Source organism: Pantoea sp. Lu_F5_004 (assembly GCF_051136245.1).
Lineage (GTDB): Bacteria > Pseudomonadota > Gammaproteobacteria > Enterobacterales > Enterobacteriaceae > Pantoea > Pantoea agglomerans.
In genome coordinates this window covers 3,904,865-3,924,925 of the sequence record NZ_CP194946.1, presented here as the reverse complement: position 1 = coordinate 3,924,925, position 20,061 = coordinate 3,904,865, and the positions used below count along the sequence as shown (strand labels likewise).

Genomic DNA, 20,061 nt, shown 5'->3' with positions numbered 1-20,061 from the left:
TGACATGAAAGCGCTGATTCTCTATTCCACTCGCGACGGACAAACAAAGAAGATTGCCTCTTCTATTGCTGATGTGATCCGTCAGCAGCAGCAGTGTGATGTGCTGAACATTCAGGATGCCACTCTGCCTGACTGGGCACAGTATGATCGCGTGTTAATTGGCGCATCTATCCGCTATGGCCATTTTCAGCCGGTCGTCGATAAGTTCGTTAAACAATACCTTCATGAGTTGCAGCAGCGTACCAGCGGTTTCTTTTCGGTGAACCTGACGGCGCGCAAACCTGAGAAGCGTTCTCCTGAAACCAATGCCTATACGCAGAAGTTCCTGGCACACTCGCCGTGGCAGCCTGATTGCTGTGCCGTGTTCGCAGGCGCGCTCTATTACCCGCGCTATCGCTGGTTCGATCGCGTCATGATTCAGTTGATTATGCGCATGACCGGTGGTGAGACAGATTCGACGAAAGAAGTGGAGTACACGGACTGGCAGCAGGTACGCACTTTTGCCAATGATTTTGCACAGTTACCAGGCAAATCGTAGCGAAATAGCGCGATTTGATGAAAATTACTGCGAACGATAATATTTTCGTAATAAACGCTTGTCAGCCCGCGGAAACTCCCTATAATGCGCCTCCATCGACACGGAACACCGGCAACGGAATGACAGGTTGAGAGGCGCAGGAGACTGAGCCGCCGGAGAAAAACTTCTGAGAAAGAAGTTGACTCTGCAGGAGGAAAGCGTAATATACGCCACCTCGCGACAGGACGCTAACGCACTGTTCGCACTGCTCTTTAACAATTTATCAGACAATCTGTGTGGGCACTCGCAGGATTGATATCAGCGTCTCCGGACGTAAAAAAATATCAAGCCTCACGAGTGAACACATAATGAAATTCATTATGACGTTTTACAGATGAGCACCGCTTAACTTGTTTAAGCAAATCAAACTTAAATTGAAGAGTTTGATCATGGCTCAGATTGAACGCTGGCGGCAGGCCTAACACATGCAAGTCGGACGGTAGCACAGAGAGCTTGCTCTTGGGTGACGAGTGGCGGACGGGTGAGTAATGTCTGGGGATCTGCCCGATAGAGGGGGATAACCACTGGAAACGGTGGCTAATACCGCATAACGTCGCAAGACCAAAGAGGGGGACCTTCGGGCCTCTCACTATCGGATGAACCCAGATGGGATTAGCTAGTAGGCGGGGTAATGGCCCACCTAGGCGACGATCCCTAGCTGGTCTGAGAGGATGACCAGCCACACTGGAACTGAGACACGGTCCAGACTCCTACGGGAGGCAGCAGTGGGGAATATTGCACAATGGGCGCAAGCCTGATGCAGCCATGCCGCGTGTATGAAGAAGGCCTTCGGGTTGTAAAGTACTTTCAGCGGGGAGGAAGGCGATGAGGTTAATAACCGCGTCGATTGACGTTACCCGCAGAAGAAGCACCGGCTAACTCCGTGCCAGCAGCCGCGGTAATACGGAGGGTGCAAGCGTTAATCGGAATTACTGGGCGTAAAGCGCACGCAGGCGGTCTGTTAAGTCAGATGTGAAATCCCCGGGCTTAACCTGGGAACTGCATTTGAAACTGGCAGGCTTGAGTCTTGTAGAGGGGGGTAGAATTCCAGGTGTAGCGGTGAAATGCGTAGAGATCTGGAGGAATACCGGTGGCGAAGGCGGCCCCCTGGACAAAGACTGACGCTCAGGTGCGAAAGCGTGGGGAGCAAACAGGATTAGATACCCTGGTAGTCCACGCCGTAAACGATGTCGACTTGGAGGTTGTTCCCTTGAGGAGTGGCTTCCGGAGCTAACGCGTTAAGTCGACCGCCTGGGGAGTACGGCCGCAAGGTTAAAACTCAAATGAATTGACGGGGGCCCGCACAAGCGGTGGAGCATGTGGTTTAATTCGATGCAACGCGAAGAACCTTACCTACTCTTGACATCCACGGAATTTGGCAGAGATGCCTTAGTGCCTTCGGGAACCGTGAGACAGGTGCTGCATGGCTGTCGTCAGCTCGTGTTGTGAAATGTTGGGTTAAGTCCCGCAACGAGCGCAACCCTTATCCTTTGTTGCCAGCGATTCGGTCGGGAACTCAAAGGAGACTGCCGGTGATAAACCGGAGGAAGGTGGGGATGACGTCAAGTCATCATGGCCCTTACGAGTAGGGCTACACACGTGCTACAATGGCGCATACAAAGAGAAGCGACCTCGCGAGAGCAAGCGGACCTCACAAAGTGCGTCGTAGTCCGGATCGGAGTCTGCAACTCGACTCCGTGAAGTCGGAATCGCTAGTAATCGTGGATCAGAATGCCACGGTGAATACGTTCCCGGGCCTTGTACACACCGCCCGTCACACCATGGGAGTGGGTTGCAAAAGAAGTAGGTAGCTTAACCTTCGGGAGGGCGCTTACCACTTTGTGATTCATGACTGGGGTGAAGTCGTAACAAGGTAACCGTAGGGGAACCTGCGGTTGGATCACCTCCTTACCTGAAGATACCTTCCCGCGCAGTGTCCACACAGATTGTCTGATAAAAAGTAACGAGCAGAAAAAACCTCTACAGGCTTGTAGCTCAGGTGGTTAGAGCGCACCCCTGATAAGGGTGAGGTCGGTGGTTCAAGTCCACTCAGGCCTACCAAATTTCTTCTCATGCTGCGTTATGCGCGCGGTCGTTTACCTGAGTAAACTTCCCTTCCGCATGCCTTGCCTGAAAAGAAATTGCATCCTTCTCCTGAAGAATGTAACTCGGTTGAGTGGTAGTAGTGGTCTCTGCAGTAACTGTATGGGGCTATAGCTCAGCTGGGAGAGCGCCTGCCTTGCACGCAGGAGGTCAGCGGTTCGATCCCGCTTAGCTCCACCATACCGTTTATCTGTTTTTTTTCTGAAATACCTCAGAGCATACCGGCGACGGTGTGCTGCGACGTATTATGCTCTTTAACAATCCGGAACAAGCTGAAAATTGAAACGACGCAGCGCGTCATTCCTCCGTAATTAAGGAATGACAAAGCGATGCGTTCGAGTCTCTCAAATGCTTGCAACACGCAGCGTTGTAAAACGCCTGTGGGTTGTGAGGTTAAGCGACTAAGCGTACACGGTGGATGCCCAGGCAGTCAGAGGCGATGAAGGACGTGCTAATCTGCGTAAAGCGACGGTAAGGTGATATGAACCGCTACAGCCGTCGATGTCCGAATGGGGAAACCCGGTGCACTCTGTGCATCATTGCAGCATGAATACATAGTGCTGCAAGGCGAACCGGGGGAACTGAAACATCTAAGTACCCCGAGGAAAAGAAATCAACCGAGATTCCCCCAGTAGCGGCGAGCGAACGGGGAGCAGCCCAGAGCCTGAATCAGCTTGTGTGTTAGTGGAAGCGTCTGGAAAGTCGCAGGGTACAGGGTGATACTCCCGTACACAAAAACACACATGCTGTGAGCTCGATGAGTAAGGCGGGACACGTGGTATCCTGTCTGAATATGGGGGGACCATCCTCCAAGGCTAAATACTCCTGACTGACCGATAGTGAACCAGTACCGTGAGGGAAAGGCGAAAAGAACCCCGGCGAGGGGAGTGAAACAGAACCTGAAACCGTGTACGTACAAGCAGTGGGAGCCCTCTTTATGGGGGTGACTGCGTACCTTTTGTATAATGGGTCAGCGACTTATATTCTGTAGCAAGGTTAACCGTATAGGGGAGCCGCAGGGAAACCGAGTCTTAACTGGGCGTTAAGTTGCAGGGTATAGACCCGAAACCCGGTGATCTAGCCATGGGCAGGTTGAAGGTTGGGTAACACTAACTGGAGGACCGAACCGACTAATGTTGAAAAATTAGCGGATGACCTGTGGCTGGGGGTGAAAGGCCAATCAAACCGGGAGATAGCTGGTTCTCCCCGAAAGCTATTTAGGTAGCGCCTCGTGAACTCATCTTCGGGGGTAGAGCACTGTTTCGGCTAGGGGGCCATCCCGGCTTACCAACCCGATGCAAACTGCGAATACCGAAGAATGTTATCACGGGAGACACACGGCGGGTGCTAACGTCCGTCGTGAAGAGGGAAACAACCCAGACCGCCAGCTAAGGTCCCAAAGTCATGGTTAAGTGGGAAACGATGTGGGAAGGCACAGACAGCCAGGATGTTGGCTTAGAAGCAGCCACCATTTAAAGAAAGCGTAATAGCTCACTGGTCGAGTCGGCCTGCGCGGAAGATGTAACGGGGCTAAACCATGCACCGAAGCTGCGGCAGCGACGCTTATGCGTTGTTGGGTAGGGGAGCGTTCTGTAAGCCGTCGAAGGTGTGCTGTGAGGCATGCTGGAGGTATCAGAAGTGCGAATGCTGACATAAGTAACGATAAAGCGGGTGAAAAGCCCGCTCGCCGGAAGACCAAGGGTTCCTGTTCAACGTTAATCGGAGCAGGGTGAGTCGACCCCTAAGGCGAGGCCGAAAGGCGTAGTCGATGGGAAACAGGTTAATATTCCTGTACTCGGTGTTACTGCGAAGGGGGGACGGAGAAGGCTATATCAGCCGGGCGACGGTTGTCCCGGTTTAAGCGTGTAGGCGGAGCGTCCAGGTAAATCCGGACGCTTGTTAACGCTGAGGCGTGACGACGAGGCACTACGGTGCTGAAGTGATAAATGCCCAGCTTCCAGGAAAAGCCTCTAAGCATCAGGTAACACAGAATCGTACCCCAAACCGACACAGGTGGTCAGGTAGAGAATACCAAGGCGCTTGAGAGAACTCGGGTGAAGGAACTAGGCAAAATGGTGCCGTAACTTCGGGAGAAGGCACGCTGGCGCGTAGGTGGAGGGACTTGCTCCCCGAGCCGAAGCCAGTCGAAGATACCAGCTGGCTGCAACTGTTTATTAAAAACACAGCACTGTGCAAACACGAAAGTGGACGTATACGGTGTGACGCCTGCCCGGTGCCGGAAGGTTAATTGATGGGGTTATCCGCAAGGAGAAGCTCTTGATCGAAGCCCCGGTAAACGGCGGCCGTAACTATAACGGTCCTAAGGTAGCGAAATTCCTTGTCGGGTAAGTTCCGACCTGCACGAATGGCGTAATGATGGCCAGGCTGTCTCCACCCGAGACTCAGTGAAATTGAACTCGCTGTGAAGATGCAGTGTACCCGCGGCAAGACGGAAAGACCCCGTGAACCTTTACTACAGCTTGACACTGAACATTGAGCCTTGATGTGTAGGATAGGTGGGAGGCTTTGAAGCGCGGACGCCAGTTCGCGTGGAGCCAACCTTGAAATACCACCCTTTAATGTTTGATGTTCTAACGTAGGCCCGTTACCCGGGCTGCGGACAGTGTCTGGTGGGTAGTTTGACTGGGGCGGTCTCCTCCTAAAGAGTAACGGAGGAGCACGAAGGTCAGCTAATCACGGTCGGACATCGTGAGGTTAGTGCAATGGCATAAGCTGGCTTGACTGCGAGAGTGACGGCTCGAGCAGGTGCGAAAGCAGGTCATAGTGATCCGGTGGTTCTGAATGGAAGGGCCATCGCTCAACGGATAAAAGGTACTCCGGGGATAACAGGCTGATACCGCCCAAGAGTTCATATCGACGGCGGTGTTTGGCACCTCGATGTCGGCTCATCACATCCTGGGGCTGAAGTAGGTCCCAAGGGTACGGCTGTTCGCCGTTTAAAGTGGTACGCGAGCTGGGTTTAGAACGTCGTGAGACAGTTCGGTCCCTATCTGCCGTGGGCGCTGGAGAATTGAGGGGGGTTGCTCCTAGTACGAGAGGACCGGAGTGAACGCACCACTGGTGTTCGGGTTGTCATGCCAATGGCATTGCCCGGTAGCTAAGTGCGGAAAAGATAAGTGCTGAAAGCATCTAAGCACGAAACTTGCCCCGAGATGAGTTCTCCCTGACTCCTTGAGAGTCCTGAAGGGACGTTGAAGACTACGACGTTGATAGGCCGGGTGTGTAAGCGCAGCGATGCGTTGAGCTAACCGGTACTAATGACCCGTGAGGCTTAACCTTACAACGCCAGAGGCGTTTTTGAGAGACACAATTTTCAGCCTGTACCGGATATTCTGCGCGGCCTTACGGGCGGCGCGGAGACAGAATTTGCCTGGCGGCTTTAGCGCGGTGGTCCCACCTGACCCCATGCCGAACTCAGAAGTGAAACGCCGTAGCGCCGATGGTAGTGTGGGGTCTCCCCATGCGAGAGTAGGGAACTGCCAGGCATTAAATAAGTGAAAAAGCCCCGCACAGTAGTGCGGGGCTTTTTCACGTCTGCAGATCGTGAAAAACCTCATCATAACCCCCGAAAACAGCCTGAGAACCCCTCTCTGATACGGTAAACTACGGCCAGATAACTCAGTAAAGGCCGTCAAATGTCCAGCCAGCATCTCTCCTTAAAAGCCGACAATACACTTGGGCTTGAAGTACATACACAGAAACGCATCGTCGCCGAGACGCCAGCCGCCATTCTGGCAGCATGGCAGGCCAGCCGGAGTGATCAAACGCCTTTTCTCGTGCTCGGTGAAGGCAGTAATGTCCTCTTCCTGGAAGATTTTGCCGGTACAGTGGTGCTGAACCGCATCAAAGGCATCAAAATTCAGGATGAATATGAGTGCTGGAAATTGCATGTCGGGGCAGGTGAGAACTGGCATCAGCTGGTTAAAAGCACGCTGGAAAAAGGGATCACGGGCCTTGAAAATCTGGCGTTGATCCCCGGTATGACAGGTTCGGCACCGATTCAGAACATAGGCGCTTATGGCGTGGAATTAAAAGACGTCTGCGAATACGTGGATGTACTTAATCTGCACAATGGTCAGACAGAACGTCTCGATCGTGAAGCCTGCGAGTTTGGCTATCGTGACAGCATTTTTAAACATCACTATCAGTCAGGCTATGTCATCGTTGCGGTCGGGATAATATTGCCTAAGCAATGGCAACCGGTATTAACCTACGGCGATCTGAAAACGCTCAATCCGGTGACCGCCAATGCCTGGGATGTCTATCATGCGGTATGCCAGATGCGGCAGAGCAAATTACCCGATCCTAAAGTCACCGGTAATGTAGGCAGCTTTTTTAAAAATCCTGTCGTCACCGAGGCGCAGTGCAGCTCACTACTGACGCATTTTCCGGCTATGCCACACTATCTGATGCCAAATGGTGAAATCAAACTGGCAGCAGGATGGCTTATCGATCAGTGCCAGCTGAAAGGTTATCGCATCGGGGGCGCGGCAGTTCACCAGCAACAGGCACTGGTGCTGATCAACGCTGAAAATGCCACACCCGACGATATCGTTGCGCTGGCAAAAACCGTGCGCGCTCAGGTTGGTGAAAAATTCGATGTCTGGCTTCAACCCGAAGTGCGCTTTATTCAGGCGCAGGGTGAGTGTAATGCCGTCGGGGTGATCGCATGAAAGACCATAATGTTCCGCTAAAGCTGGTTGATATCTTATCTGATGGTGAGTTCCATTCCGGTGAGCAGTTGGGTGAAACGCTGGGCATGAGTCGCGCAGCCATAAATAAGCATATCCAGACGTTAAAAAGCTGGGGTCTTGATGTCTATACCGTGACAGGCAAAGGTTACAGTCTCTCTGCCCCGATACAGCTGCTGGATGAGCAGGCGATTCTCTCACAGGTTACGCAGGGTAACGTCTCGGTAATCCCGGTGATTGATTCCACAAATCAGTATCTGCTGGAACGTATGCATGAAATGGAGTCGGGTGCTGCCTGCATTGCTGAATATCAGCAGGCGGGTCGAGGCCGTCGTGGGCGTCAGTGGTTTTCGCCCTTTGGCGCGAACCTCTACATGTCTATGTACTGGCGTCTGGAGCAGGGGCCGGCAGCGGCGATGGGCCTGAGTCTGGTAATTGGCATTATCATGGCTGAGACATTACGTTCATTAGGGGCCGATTATGTCCGCGTAAAATGGCCCAATGATATTTACCTGAACGATCGTAAACTGGCGGGTATTCTGGTTGAACTGACAGGTAAAACCGGCGATGCTGCGCAGATCGTGATTGGTGCCGGGATTAACCTGGCGATGCGAACAGCCGATGCATCACAGATTAATCAGGGCTGGATTAACCTGCAGGAGGCCGGGGTAACGGTAAACCGCAATGAGCTGGCGGCACGTCTGATCAACAGTCTGCGCGAAGCTCTGCCGCTCTTTGAGCAGGAGGGATTAACCCCGTTTGTCGCACGCTGGGCTGCACTGGATAACTTTATTAACCGGCCGGTTAAGTTGCTTATCGGTGAACGTGAGGTCCATGGTATTGCGCGAGGCGTAGACAGCCAGGGTGGTCTGTTACTGGAACAGGATGGCGAAATAAAAGCCTGGGTGGGTGGAGAAATATCACTGCGTCCTGTCTGAGTAAAAAAAGCCTGCAGAAACGCAGGCTTTTTTATGACTGCAGTTATTTACGTAAGCGAACCTTATCGACTGCATGATCGCCACTTTTGGTCATAATCAGGCTGGCTCGTTCGCGCGTCGGCAGGATATTTTCCTGCAGGTTAAGCCAGTTAATTTCTTTCCATAAATTGCCAGCAATTTCAACCGCTTCTGCCTCTGAAAGCTGGGCGTAATGATGGAAATAGGAGTCCGGATTGGTAAATGCGCCCTGGCGGAATTTCAGGAATCGATTGATATACCAGCTTTGCAGGAGATCTTCCTCTGCATCTACATAGATAGAAAAATCGACGAAGTCTGAAACAAAGACATGATGGGGATCGTGGGGATAGTCCATTCCACTCTGTAATACATTCAGACCTTCCAGAATAAGAATATCAGGCTGCTGTATCACTTTATCGCCATCAGGGATGACATCATAAATCAGATGTGAATAGACCGGAGCGGTCACCTGACTGGCTCCCGACTTCAAATCGGAGACAAAATTGACCAACCGATGCATGTCGTAGGATTGCGGAAATCCTTTTTTCTTCATTAACCCACGCTCTTTCAGCACGGCATTAGGATGAAGGAAGCCATCAGTAGTGATCAATTCGACTTTGCGATGTTCAGGCCAGCGGCTGAGCAAAGCCTGCAAGACACGCGCAGTCGTGCTTTTACCGACCGCTACGCTACCCGCAATACTGATGATATAGGGGATTTTCTGGCCATTGGTGCCCAGAAATTGCTCCAGTACAGCCTGCCGGCGAACGTTAGAACTTATATAGAAATTGAGCAGACGCGAAAGTGGCAGATAAATTTCCGCTACTTCCTCCAGCGAGAGATCCTCGTTGATGCCCTCCAGCTGCGCGATCTCTTCCTCTGACAGCGTCATAGGAACGGAATCACGTAATGCAGCCCATTGCTCACGAGTGAACTCTAAATAAGGCGTTGTCAGGGGGGTCGTTTTATCCATAAGCATGCATCTGACCGCAAATTCATGGCTATCAACCGCGTGTTATCCGATAAGCAGGACAGCACAGGTGAAGTGAATCACGAATCGCTGGTTTATCAGTGAGAACAATGGGCTGGAGGGTATCACCAGTATGGCTTTTAACAGAAGTAAAAAGATAAACGTGATCTCGCTTTCGTCGGCATACCCACAAAACATCATGGTGGCTTTAATTTTTACTGCTTTATCGTTGTTTATGATATTGCAGGTCATCACAGCGCATGTGCGGCTTTTATCTGCTTTTTATATCTGACTACGTCTGAATGACAAAACGCCGCCATAAAGGCATACAGAGAGGCTGAGGCGTTACAGATTCAATCTGTCCCATGAGAACTGCAGCAAAAGAACAAACGGTATAGAGTCATTTTGAACAACTCCACGGCAGGTCATCGTCGTACCGACATAAGGGACACGCATGTCAAAACGGCCTGCTTTCTACAGAAAAGTGCCTGCACATGAAAAAAACAGCGCAGGCGAGGTCAAAAAAGCATCGTTCGGTACAGGCGTGTAAAATAAAAATGCTGCCTGCAGATTTATTTACCTGCTGAAAAGCGACCCGGAGAAAGGCGTGAGGCAATAGCGCGAGCCGACTGAACCTATGAAAACAGGACCAGATTGCACAAATATTCTGCACAAGAACACTAAAATGCGATGATTTGCACAAATAGTAAGCGATAGAAAAAAATAAGCGATTTTTTAGTTGCATCCAGAGCCCGACCTTCCTAGAATGCGCACCACTTGATGCCGGCTTAGCTCAGTTGGTAGAGCAACTGACTTGTAATCAGTAGGTCACCAGTTCGATTCCGGTAGCCGGCACCATCAAGTAGGTGGGATTCCCGAGCGGCCAAAGGGAGCAGACTGTAAATCTGCCGTCACAGACTTCGAAGGTTCGAATCCTTCTCCCACCACCATCTCAACCTCGCGGTTGGGTACGCAGATGAACAACCTGTTTATCTGCCAGGTGAGTCACTTATCACCCTGAATTCAGACTGAGCGTTAGCGAAGTCAAAGTCGGTCAGCTTCGCTGACAGGCAGTAGATAGTAGAGAAACATCTCTGTTATCTACAAGCTACAGAAAGAACAGGTAGCCGAGTTCCAGGATGCGGGCATCGTATAATGGCTATTACCTCAGCCTTCCAAGCTGATGATGCGGGTTCGATTCCCGCTGCCCGCTCCAGATGTGCTGATATGGCTCAGTTGGTAGAGCGCACCCTTGGTAAGGGTGAGGTCCCCAGTTCGACTCTGGGTATCAGCACCACTTCCTTTAATCTCCCTCCTGATTTTCTCTGTAACTTCCTTGCAGTCAGGCATTGCCTGGTTAATGTGATGATATCATTGATATATCCGTGTCTTAGAGGGACTAGCGATGGCTAAAGAGCAATTTCAACGTAACAAACTGCACGTAAACGTGGGCACCATCGGTCACGTTGACCACGGTAAAACCACCCTGACTGCAGCTATCACTACCGTACTGGCTAAAACCAACGGCGGCCAGGCTCGTGCATTCGATCAGATCGACAGCACGCCTGAAGAAAAAGCCCGCGGTATCACCATCAACACCGCACACGTTGAGTATGAGACTGCTGCACGTCACTACGCTCACGTTGACTGCCCAGGCCACGCCGACTATGTGAAAAACATGATCACCGGTGCTGCTCAGATGGACGGCGCGATCCTGGTTGTTGCTGCGACTGATGGCCCAATGCCACAGACCCGTGAGCACATCCTGCTGGGTCGTCAGGTTGGCGTTCCTTACATCATCGTGTTCCTGAACAAATGTGACATGGTTGATGATGAAGAGCTGCTGGAACTGGTAGAGATGGAAGTTCGTGACCTGCTGTCAGCATATGACTTCCCAGGCGACGACACTCCAATCGTTCGTGGTTCTGCTCTGAAAGCGCTGGAAGGCAACCCAGAGTGGGAAGCGAAGATCATCGAGCTGGCTGAACACCTGGACAACTACATCCCGGATCCAGTCCGTGCGATCGACATGCCGTTCCTGCTGCCAATCGAAGACGTATTCTCAATCTCTGGCCGTGGTACCGTTGTTACCGGTCGTGTTGAGCGCGGCATCGTTAAAGTCGGCGACGAAGTTGAAATCGTGGGTATCAAAGATACTGTGAAATCAACCTGTACCGGTGTTGAGATGTTCCGTAAGCTGCTGGACCAGGGTCAGGCAGGCGAAAACTGTGGTGTTCTGCTGCGCGGTATCAAGCGTGAAGACATCCAGCGTGGCCAGGTTCTGGCTAAGCCAGGCTCAATCAAGCCGCACACCCAGTTCGAGTCAGAAGTTTACGTTCTGTCTAAAGACGAAGGTGGTCGCCATACTCCGTTCTTCAAAGGCTATCGTCCACAGTTCTACTTCCGTACAACTGACGTAACCGGCTCAGTAGAGCTGCCAGAAGGCGTTGAAATGGTAATGCCAGGCGACAACATCAAAATGGTTGTTACCCTGATCCACCCAATCGCAATGGACGAAGGTCTGCGCTTCGCAATCCGCGAAGGTGGCCGTACCGTTGGCGCGGGTGTTGTTGCTAAAGTTATCGCATAATTACCGATAACGTTTGACGCAATGCACACGGAAAGGGCATCATTTGATGCCCTTTTTGCACGCTGTTTCATAGAACCTGGCTCATCAGTGATTTTTTGAATCATAATCATTGCTGAGACAGGCTCTGTTATGCGGCGTTGGATACCGAGTTACGCCCCAAAAGCTCATTCGGTTTGGACGCCTCGCACTGCGGGGCAGAATAGTTTCTGAATTATTGTGGCAGGTTGGTTTATGAGTGCGAATACCGAAGCTCAAGGGAGCGGGCGTGGCCTGGAAGCGGTAAAGTGGGTAGTAGTCGTGTTACTGCTGCTTGCAGCGATTGTAGGTAACTACCTCTATCGTGATGTGTCACTGCCACTGCGTGCTTTAGCCGTAGTTGTACTGATTGCAGCGGCTGGCGGCATTGCGCTTTTAACGACCAAAGGCAAAGCGACCGTGGCTTTTGCTCGTGAAGCAAGAACAGAAATGCGTAAGGTTATCTGGCCAACCCGCCAGGAAACGCTGCACACCACGTTAATCGTTGCCGCGGTTACTGCCGTGATGTCACTGATTTTGTGGGGGCTGGATGGTATTCTGGTCCGTCTGGTATCGTTTATCACTGGCCTGAGGTTCTGAGATGTCTGAAGCTCCAAAGAAACGCTGGTACGTCGTACAGGCGTTTTCCGGTTTTGAAGGCCGCGTAGCACAATCGCTGCGCGAGCATATCAAATTGCACAACATGGAAGAGCTGTTTGGCGACGTCATGGTTCCGACTGAAGAAGTCGTTGAAATTCGTGGTGGCCAGCGTCGTAAGAGCGAGCGCAAGTTTTTCCCGGGATACGTACTGGTTCAGATGGTGATGAATGACGCCAGCTGGCATCTGGTACGCAGCGTCCCACGCGTGATGGGTTTCATCGGCGGTACATCTGACCGTCCGGCACCTATCAGCGATAAAGAAGTTGATGCGATCATGAACCGTCTGCAGCAGGTCGGCGATAAGCCTCGTCCGAAAACGCTGTTTGAGCCAGGTGAAATGGTTCGCGTTAATGACGGTCCTTTTGCTGACTTTAACGGTGTGGTTGAAGATGTGGATTACGAGAAGAGCCGCCTGACGGTATCCGTTTCCATCTTTGGACGTGCGACGCCGGTTGAGCTCGACTTCGGTCAGGTGGAGAAAGGTTAACCTCTTTCCGCTCACAAATTAGCTGTTGCAGCAGGCGCGAAATTTAACTACAATTTCGCGCCTTTTGTTTTTATGCGCTGGCAACAGCGTGTAAATCGTTATCACGGGGAGCCTTTACAGGCGCTATAACCCAATTGAGGAAATATCATGGCTAAGAAAGTCCAAGCCTACGTCAAGCTGCAGGTTGCAGCTGGTATGGCGAACCCAAGTCCACCGGTTGGTCCAGCTCTGGGTCAGCAGGGTGTTAACATCATGGAATTCTGTAAAGCGTTCAACGCTAAGACCGAATCTCTGGAAAAAGGTCTGCCGACTCCAGTTGTTATCACCGTATACAGCGACCGTTCTTTTACCTTCATTACCAAAACGCCTCCGGCTGCCGTACTGCTGAAAAAAGCAGCGGGCATCAAGTCTGGTTCTGGTAAGCCGAACAAAGATAAAGTCGGTAAAGTGACTCGTGCTCAGGTACGTGAAATCGCAGAAACCAAAGCTGCGGACATGACTGGTTCTGACGTTGAAGCGATGACTCGCTCAATCGAAGGTACTGCTCGTTCCATGGGCCTGGTAGTAGAGGACTAAGAAATGGCTAAGCTGACCAAGCGCATGACCGTAATTCGCGACAAAGTTGACGCGACCAAGCAGTATGATATTGCTGAAGCTGTTGCTCTGCTGAAAGAACTGGCTACTGCCAAGTTCGTTGAAAGCGTTGACGTTGCTGTCAACCTCGGCATTGACGCACGTAAATCTGATCAGAACGTTCGCGGCGCGACCGTTCTGCCACACGGTACTGGTCGTTCAGTACGTGTTGCTGTCTTCGCCCAGGGCGCCAACGCTGAAGCTGCTAAAGCAGCAGGCGCTGAGCTGGTAGGCATGGAAGACCTGGCTGATCAGATCAAGAAAGGCGAAATGAATTTTGACGTTGTGATTGCTTCTCCGGATGCAATGCGCGTTGTTGGCCAGCTGGGCCAGATTCTGGGTCCACGTGGCCTGATGCCAAACCCGAAAGTCGGTACTGTAACGCCTAACGTTGCTGAAGCGGTTAAGAACGCTAAAGCGGGTCAGGTTCGTTATCGTAACGACAAAAACGGCATCATCCACACTACCATCGGTAAAGTGGACTTTGACGCTGACAAACTGAAAGAAAACCTGGAATCTCTGCTGGTTGCGCTGAAAAAAGCAAAACCATCTCAGGCGAAAGGCGTGTACATCAAGAAAGTTAGCCTTTCAACCACCATGGGCGCCGGCGTTGCCGTTGACCAGGCTGGTCTGAACGCAACAGCAAACTAATTGCTGCTTGAAACGGGCGAAAAATTCACCTAGAATCTTACGCCCGTTGTTCTGTTATTAACGGAACAGGACACCAGAGAGCCAGAACTGATTGTTGCGTTTATCGCCTTTCCCTCTGACTCTGCTGCGTCGCACAGAATTTAGGTTGGAGCCAGGCCTTATCCTGGCCTCCGTCCAAGACCGCAGGAGCTGTTTATCTCCGGATATTCCGCTTAATACCCTGCGTAGACGGTGACAGAACCAAAAGAATTTTTTCTTAGCTGGATTCTGCTCACCGTGTTCGAGCGCTTATTTCCCTTCGGGGTGAGTAAGTGAAGTGAGTTCCGGGGAAATCCTTTCCCGGTCAAATCCAGGAGCAAAAGCTAATGGCATTAAATCTTCAAGACAAACAAGCGATTGTTGCTGAAGTCAGCGAAGTAGCCAAAGGTGCGCTTTCAGCGGTTGTTGCGGATTCCCGTGGCGTTACCGTTGATAAAATGACCGAACTGCGTAAAGCAGGCCGTGAAGCTGGCGTTTACATGCGTGTTGTTCGTAACACCCTGCTGCGCCGCGTCGTTGAAGGAACTCAGTTTGAGTGCCTGAAAGACACGTTTGTTGGTCCGACCCTGATTGCATATTCTATGGAACACCCGGGCGCTGCTGCTCGTCTGTTCAAAGATTTCGCGAAAGCGAATGCAAAATTTGAGGTCAAAGCTGCAGCCTTTGAAGGTGAGCTGATCACGGCGGCCAATATTGACCGTCTGGCAACGCTGCCGACCTACGAAGAAGCACTGGCACGTCTGATGTCGACCATGAAAGAAGCCGCTGCCGGCAAACTGGTCCGCACTCTGGCTGCTGTACGCGATGCAAAAGAAGCGGCTTAAGGCCATATTCTTTTCTTCGTACTTGCTTACGTATAAACTTTTTCTGATTCTTAGGAACAATTGTCATGTCTATTACTAAAGACCAAATTCTGGAAGCTGTTGCAGCGATGTCCGTAATGGAAGTAGTTGAGCTGGTTTCTGCTATGGAAGAAAAATTCGGCGTTTCTGCTGCTGCTGCTGTAGCTGTTGCTGCGGGCCCGGCTGAAGCTGTTGAAGAAAAAACTGAATTCGACGTAGTCCTGAAAGCTGTTGGCCCGAACAAGGTTGCAGTAATCAAAGCCGTACGTACTGCAACTGGTCTGGGCCTGAAAGAAGCCAAAGATCTGGTTGAAGCAACTGGCGTAATCAAAGAAGCGATCAGCAAAGATGACGCAGCTGCACTTGAAGCTGCTCTGAAAGAAGCTGGCGCTGAAGTTGAAGTTAAGTAAGACAGCCTTCGGGTTGCAGTCTGAGTAGTTTCAGGCTGATGGCTGGTGACTTTTTGGTCACCAGCCTTTTTGCGCTACAGGGTCTCAATGGGGTTTCACACTGTTTGTCCATTGTTACTCTTCAATATCTTTCTCTATCGACGACTTAATATACCGCTCTACCTGTGCGGGTTCCCTGCCCTCGCAACAGCGATGAAATGATTTAAGCGTGATAGAAAGAGGTATTGCACTGCTGCTGCGCAGCCAGTGAATCAAACAAAATCGTGTTGCATGAACTGTCCTGTCAGGACGGACAGCGTGGGTCGACTTGTCAGCTAGCTGAGGAACCCTATGGTTTACTCCTATACCGAGAAAAAACGTATTCGTAAGGATTTTGGTAAACGTCCGCAAGTACTGGACATACCTTATCTCCTTTCCATCCAGCTCGACTCGTTCCAGAAGTTTATCGAGCAAGATCCAGAAGGTCAGTACGGACTGGAAGCTGCATTCCGCTCTGTATTCCCTATTGCGAGCTACAGCGGCAACTCTGAGTTGCAGTATGTCAGCTATCGCCTGGGTGAACCTGTCTTTGACGTGAAAGAGTGTCAGATCCGTGGCGTGACCTATTCGGCACCGCTGCGCGTGAAACTGCGTCTGGTGGTCTATGAGCGCGAAGCGCCAGAAGGCACCGTAAAAGACATTAAAGAACAAGAAGTCTACATGGGCGAAATTCCGCTCATGACCGACAATGGTACCTTTGTTATCAATGGTACCGAGCGCGTTATCGTTTCTCAGCTGCACCGTAGTCCTGGCGTGTTCTTTGATAGCGATAAGGGTAAAACCCACTCATCGGGTAAAGTGCTCTACAACGCACGTATCATCCCTTACCGCGGTTCATGGCTCGACTTTGAGTTTGACCCGAAAGATAACCTGTTTGTCCGTATTGACCGTCGTCGTAAGCTGCCGGCCACTATCATCCTGCGTGCGTTGCAGTTCACTACACCTCAGATCCTCGATATCTTCTTCGAGAAAGTGGTGTTTGAGATTCGCGACAACAAGCTGCAGATGGAGCTGGTGCCTGAGCGCCTGCGCGGTGAAACTGCGACCTTCGATATCGAAGCGAACGGCACCGTCTACGTCGAAAAAGCACGCCGTATTACTGCGCGCCATATCCGTCAGCTGGAAAAAGATGGCATTCAGCACATCGAAGTTCCGGTTGAATATATCGCGGGCAAAGTGGTCGCTAAAGACTACATCGATGAGAGCACCGGTGAGCTGATCATTGCAGCGAACATGGAACTGTCACTGGATCTGCTGGCCAAGCTGAGCCAGTCCGGTCACAAGCGCATCGAAACGCTGTTCACCAACGATCTGGACCACGGTCCATATATGTCCGAGACCCTGCGTGTTGACCCAACCAGCGATCGTCTGAGCGCACTGGTTGAGATCTACCGCATGATGCGTCCTGGTGAGCCGCCAACACGCGAAGCAGCAGAGAACCTGTTTGAGAACCTGTTCTTCTCTGAAGATCGTTACGATCTTTCTGCTGTGGGTCGTATGAAGTTCAACCGTTCATTGCTGCGTGATGAAATCGAAGGTTCAGGCATCCTGAGCAAAGATGACATCATCGAAGTGATGAAGAAGCTGATCGACATCCGTAACGGTAAAGGCGAAGTGGACGATATCGACCACCTCGGTAACCGTCGTATTCGTTCAGTTGGTGAAATGGCTGAGAACCAGTTCCGTGTCGGTCTGGTACGTGTTGAGCGTGCGGTTAAAGAGCGTCTGTCACTGGGCGACCTTGATACCCTGATGCCACAGGACATGATCAACGCGAAGCCGATTTCGGCCGCGGTGAAAGAGTTCTTTGGTTCCAGCCAGCTTTCTCAGTTTATGGATCAGAACAACCCGCTGTCAGAGATTACGCACAAACGTCGTATCTCTGCTCTCGGCCCGGGTGGTTTGACACGTGAGCGTGCCGGCTTCGAAGTGCGTGACGTACACCCAACGCACTACGGTCGTGTCTGCCCAATCGAAACCCCTGAAGGCCCGAACATCGGTCTGATCAACTCCTTGTCTGTGTATGCACAGACCAACGAGTACGGTTTCCTTGAGACGCCTTACCGCCGTGTTATCGACGGTCTGGTTTCTGACGAGATTCACTACCTCTCTGCTATCGAAGAGGGTAACTACGTTATCGCTCAGGCGAACGCCCCTCTTGATGATAACGGTGCGTTTGTTGATGACCTGGTCACCTGCCGTAGCAAAGGCGAATCGAGCCTGTTCAGCCGCGATCAGGTTGACTACATGGACGTTTCGACTCAACAGATCGTTTCTGTCGGTGCGTCACTGATCCCGTTCCTGGAACACGATGATGCTAACCGCGCCCTGATGGGTGCGAACATGCAACGTCAGGCCGTTCCAACTCTGCGTGCTGATAAGCCGCTGGTTGGTACGGGTATGGAACGTGCTGTTGCCGTTGACTCCGGTGTAACTGCCGTTGCCAAACGTGGCGGTACCGTACAGTACGTCGACGCATCACGCATCGTTATCAAAGTTAACGAAGACGAAATGCATGCTGGCGAAGCCGGTATCGACATTTATAACCTGACCAAATATACCCGTTCTAACCAGAACACCTGCATCAACCAGATGCCATGTGTTTCTCTGGGTGAGCCGGTTGAGCGCGGCGACGTGCTGGCAGATGGCCCGTCCACCGATCTGGGTGAACTGGCGCTGGGCCAGAACATGCGCGTAGCGTTCATGCCGTGGAACGGTTACAACTTCGAAGACTCCATCCTGGTCTCCGAGCGTGTGGTACAGGAAGATCGCTTTACGACTATCCACATTCAGGAACTGGCTTGCGTGTCGCGTGACACCAAACTGGGGCCGGAAGAGATTACCGCTGATATCCCGAACGTGGGTGAAGCTGCACTCTCTAAACTGGATGAGTCAGGCATCGTCTACATCGGTGCTGAAGTGACCGGTGGCGACATTCTGGTTGGTAAGGTTACGCCGAAAGGTGAAACCCAGCTGACGCCAGAAGAGAAACTGCTGCGCGCTATCTTCGGTGAAAAAGCCTCTGACGTGAAAGATTCGTCACTGCGCGTACCGAATGGCGTGTCAGGCACCGTGATCGACGTTCAGGTCTTTACCCGCGATGGCGTGGAAAAAGACAAACGTGCGCTGGAAATCGAAGAGATGCAGCTGAAGCAGGCCAAGAAAGACCTGTCTGAAGAACTGCAGATTCTGGAAGCGGGCCTGTTCAGCCGTATTCAGAACGTATTGATTTCTGGTGGCGTTGAAGCAGACAAACTGGACAAGCTGCCGCGCGAGCGCTGGCTGGAACTGGGTCTGACTGACGAAGCCAAGCAAAACCAGCTGGAGCAGCTGGCAGAGCAGTACGACGAACTGAAGCACGAGTTTGAGAAAAAACTCGAAGGTAAGCGTCGTAAAATCACCCAGGGCGATGATCTGGCACCAGGCGTGCTGAAAATCGTTAAGGTTTATCTGGCTGTTAAACGTCAGATTCAGCCGGGTGACAAAATGGCAGGCCGTCACGGTAACAAAGGTGTTATCTCCAAGATCAACCCGATTGAAGATATGCCTTACGATGAAAACGGCACGCCGGTTGACATCGTTCTGAACCCGCTGGGCGTACCATCGCGTATGAACATCGGTCAGATTCTGGAAACCCACCTGGGTATGGCAGCGAAAGGCATCGGCGAGAAGATCAACGCCATGCTCAAAAAGCAGGAAGATGTCGCGAAACTGCGCGAATTCATCCAGCGCGCCTATGACCTGGGTAGCGATCTGCGTCAGAAAGTTGACCTGAACACCTTCTCCGATGACGAAGTATTGCGTCTGGCTGAGAACCTGAAGAAAGGTATGCCAATCGCCACTCCGGTGTTTGATGGCGCGAAAGAGAGCGAAATCAAAGAGCTGCTGCAGCTCGGCGGCTTGCCTTCTTCCGGTCAGATTACCCTGTTTGACGGCCGTACCGGTGAGCAGTTCGAACGTCAGGTAACCGTTGGCTACATGTACATGCTGAAACTCAACCACCTGGTTGATGACAAGATGCATGCACGTTCAACCGGTTCCTACAGCCTGGTTACTCAGCAGCCGCTGGGTGGTAAGGCGCAGTTCGGTGGTCAGCGCTTTGGTGAGATGGAAGTATGGGCACTGGAAGCATACGGTGCCGCGTATACCCTGCAGGAAATGCTTACCGTTAAGTCTGATGACGTCAACGGCCGTACCAAGATGTATAAAAACATCGTTGACGGTAACCATCAGATGGAACCGGGCATGCCGGAATCCTTCAACGTACTGTTGAAAGAGATTCGCTCGCTGGGTATCAACATCGAGCTGGAAGACGAGTAACCCCTTTTCAGGCTGCGGTTCGCCGCCGCCTGAAAGTGCAGGGTTTAAAGCGCTCGC

12 protein-coding genes, 6 tRNA genes and 3 rRNA genes are annotated in these 20,061 nt (G+C 51.7%); 20 read left to right on the top strand and 1 reads right to left on the bottom strand.

Annotation, left to right across the window (positions count from 1 at the left end; all coding sequences use genetic code 11):
• Positions 1-4 precede the first annotated feature (4 nt).
• From hemG to birA, 8 genes are all read left to right on the top strand, one after another.
• On the top strand, positions 5-538 hold the full coding sequence (gene hemG, locus ACR8BN_RS18185; protein ID WP_143991262.1) for a menaquinone-dependent protoporphyrinogen IX dehydrogenase: 534 nt from the start codon (positions 5-7) through the stop codon (positions 536-538).
• A gap of 410 nt (positions 539-948) precedes the next feature.
• Positions 949-2,488, top strand: a 16S ribosomal RNA gene (locus ACR8BN_RS18180).
• Positions 2,489-2,561: 73 nt separating this feature from the next.
• Positions 2,562-2,638: transfer RNA gene (locus tag ACR8BN_RS18175), tRNA-Ile, on the top strand.
• A 146-nt stretch (positions 2,639-2,784) separates the two neighbouring features.
• A tRNA-Ala gene (locus ACR8BN_RS18170) sits at positions 2,785-2,860 on the top strand.
• A gap of 211 nt (positions 2,861-3,071) precedes the next feature.
• Positions 3,072-5,980, top strand: a 23S ribosomal RNA gene (locus ACR8BN_RS18165).
• A 90-nt stretch (positions 5,981-6,070) separates the two neighbouring features.
• Positions 6,071-6,186 (top strand): 5S ribosomal RNA (gene rrf / locus ACR8BN_RS18160).
• The 16S, 23S and 5S rRNA genes sit together here with 2 tRNA genes alongside, the layout of an rRNA operon.
• 150 nt (positions 6,187-6,336) lie before the next feature.
• On the top strand, positions 6,337-7,374 hold the full coding sequence (murB, locus tag ACR8BN_RS18155; RefSeq protein WP_143991717.1) for a UDP-N-acetylmuramate dehydrogenase: 1,038 nt from the start codon (positions 6,337-6,339) through the stop codon (positions 7,372-7,374).
• The gene (gene birA / locus ACR8BN_RS18150; RefSeq protein ID WP_434747197.1) at positions 7,371-8,330 is read left to right on the top strand and encodes a bifunctional biotin--[acetyl-CoA-carboxylase] ligase/biotin operon repressor BirA; all 960 of its coding nucleotides are present in this window, start codon (positions 7,371-7,373) and stop codon (positions 8,328-8,330) included. The genes murB and birA overlap by 4 nt, the downstream gene beginning before the upstream one ends.
• A 43-nt stretch (positions 8,331-8,373) precedes the next feature.
• On the opposite strand, the gene coaA is transcribed toward birA, so the two are convergent.
• Positions 8,374-9,321, bottom strand: a complete 948-nt coding sequence (gene coaA / locus ACR8BN_RS18145; RefSeq protein ID WP_010672227.1) for a type I pantothenate kinase — start codon at positions 9,319-9,321, stop codon at positions 8,374-8,376.
• A gap of 779 nt (positions 9,322-10,100) precedes the next feature.
• On the opposite strand from coaA, the gene ACR8BN_RS18140 reads away from it, so the two are divergent.
• The 12 genes from ACR8BN_RS18140 (at position 10,101) to rpoB (ending at position 20,004) form a co-directional block, all read left to right on the top strand.
• Positions 10,101-10,176: transfer RNA gene (locus tag ACR8BN_RS18140), tRNA-Thr, on the top strand.
• Between the two features lie 7 nt (positions 10,177-10,183).
• Positions 10,184-10,268, top strand: a tRNA-Tyr gene (locus ACR8BN_RS18135).
• 191 nt (positions 10,269-10,459) lie between these two features.
• Positions 10,460-10,534: transfer RNA gene (locus ACR8BN_RS18130), tRNA-Gly, on the top strand.
• 5 nt (positions 10,535-10,539) lie between these two features.
• A tRNA-Thr gene (locus ACR8BN_RS18125) sits at positions 10,540-10,615 on the top strand.
• A 108-nt stretch (positions 10,616-10,723) separates the two neighbouring features.
• Positions 10,724-11,908 carry an elongation factor Tu gene (tuf, locus tag ACR8BN_RS18120; protein ID WP_031594449.1) on the top strand — a complete coding sequence of 395 codons (1,185 nt, stop codon included), beginning with the start codon at positions 10,724-10,726 and terminating at the stop codon, positions 11,906-11,908.
• 231 nt (positions 11,909-12,139) lie between these two features.
• A complete protein-coding gene (gene secE / locus ACR8BN_RS18115) occupies positions 12,140-12,523 on the top strand; it encodes a preprotein translocase subunit SecE (protein ID WP_008927141.1) in 384 nt (127 codons plus the stop codon).
• A gap of 1 nt (position 12,524) precedes the next feature.
• A complete protein-coding gene (gene nusG / locus ACR8BN_RS18110; protein ID WP_003848088.1) occupies positions 12,525-13,070 on the top strand; it encodes a transcription termination/antitermination protein NusG in 546 nt (181 codons plus the stop codon).
• Positions 13,071-13,217: 147 nt separating this feature from the next.
• The gene (gene rplK, locus ACR8BN_RS18105) at positions 13,218-13,646 is read left to right on the top strand and encodes a 50S ribosomal protein L11 (RefSeq protein ID WP_006121495.1); all 429 of its coding nucleotides are present in this window, start codon (positions 13,218-13,220) and stop codon (positions 13,644-13,646) included.
• 3 nt (positions 13,647-13,649) lie between these two features.
• Positions 13,650-14,354, top strand: a complete 705-nt coding sequence (gene rplA / locus ACR8BN_RS18100) for a 50S ribosomal protein L1 (RefSeq protein ID WP_010261038.1) — start codon at positions 13,650-13,652, stop codon at positions 14,352-14,354.
• A gap of 365 nt (positions 14,355-14,719) precedes the next feature.
• The gene (rplJ, locus tag ACR8BN_RS18095; protein WP_003848098.1) at positions 14,720-15,217 is read left to right on the top strand and encodes a 50S ribosomal protein L10; all 498 of its coding nucleotides are present in this window, start codon (positions 14,720-14,722) and stop codon (positions 15,215-15,217) included.
• Between the two features lie 65 nt (positions 15,218-15,282).
• Entirely contained in the window at positions 15,283-15,645 is a 363-nt protein-coding gene (gene rplL, locus ACR8BN_RS18090; protein WP_008927142.1) for a 50S ribosomal protein L7/L12, read from the top strand.
• A 330-nt stretch (positions 15,646-15,975) separates the two neighbouring features.
• On the top strand, positions 15,976-20,004 hold the full coding sequence (gene rpoB, locus ACR8BN_RS18085) for a DNA-directed RNA polymerase subunit beta (protein ID WP_010261046.1): 4,029 nt from the start codon (positions 15,976-15,978) through the stop codon (positions 20,002-20,004).
• Positions 20,005-20,061 lie beyond the last annotated feature (57 nt).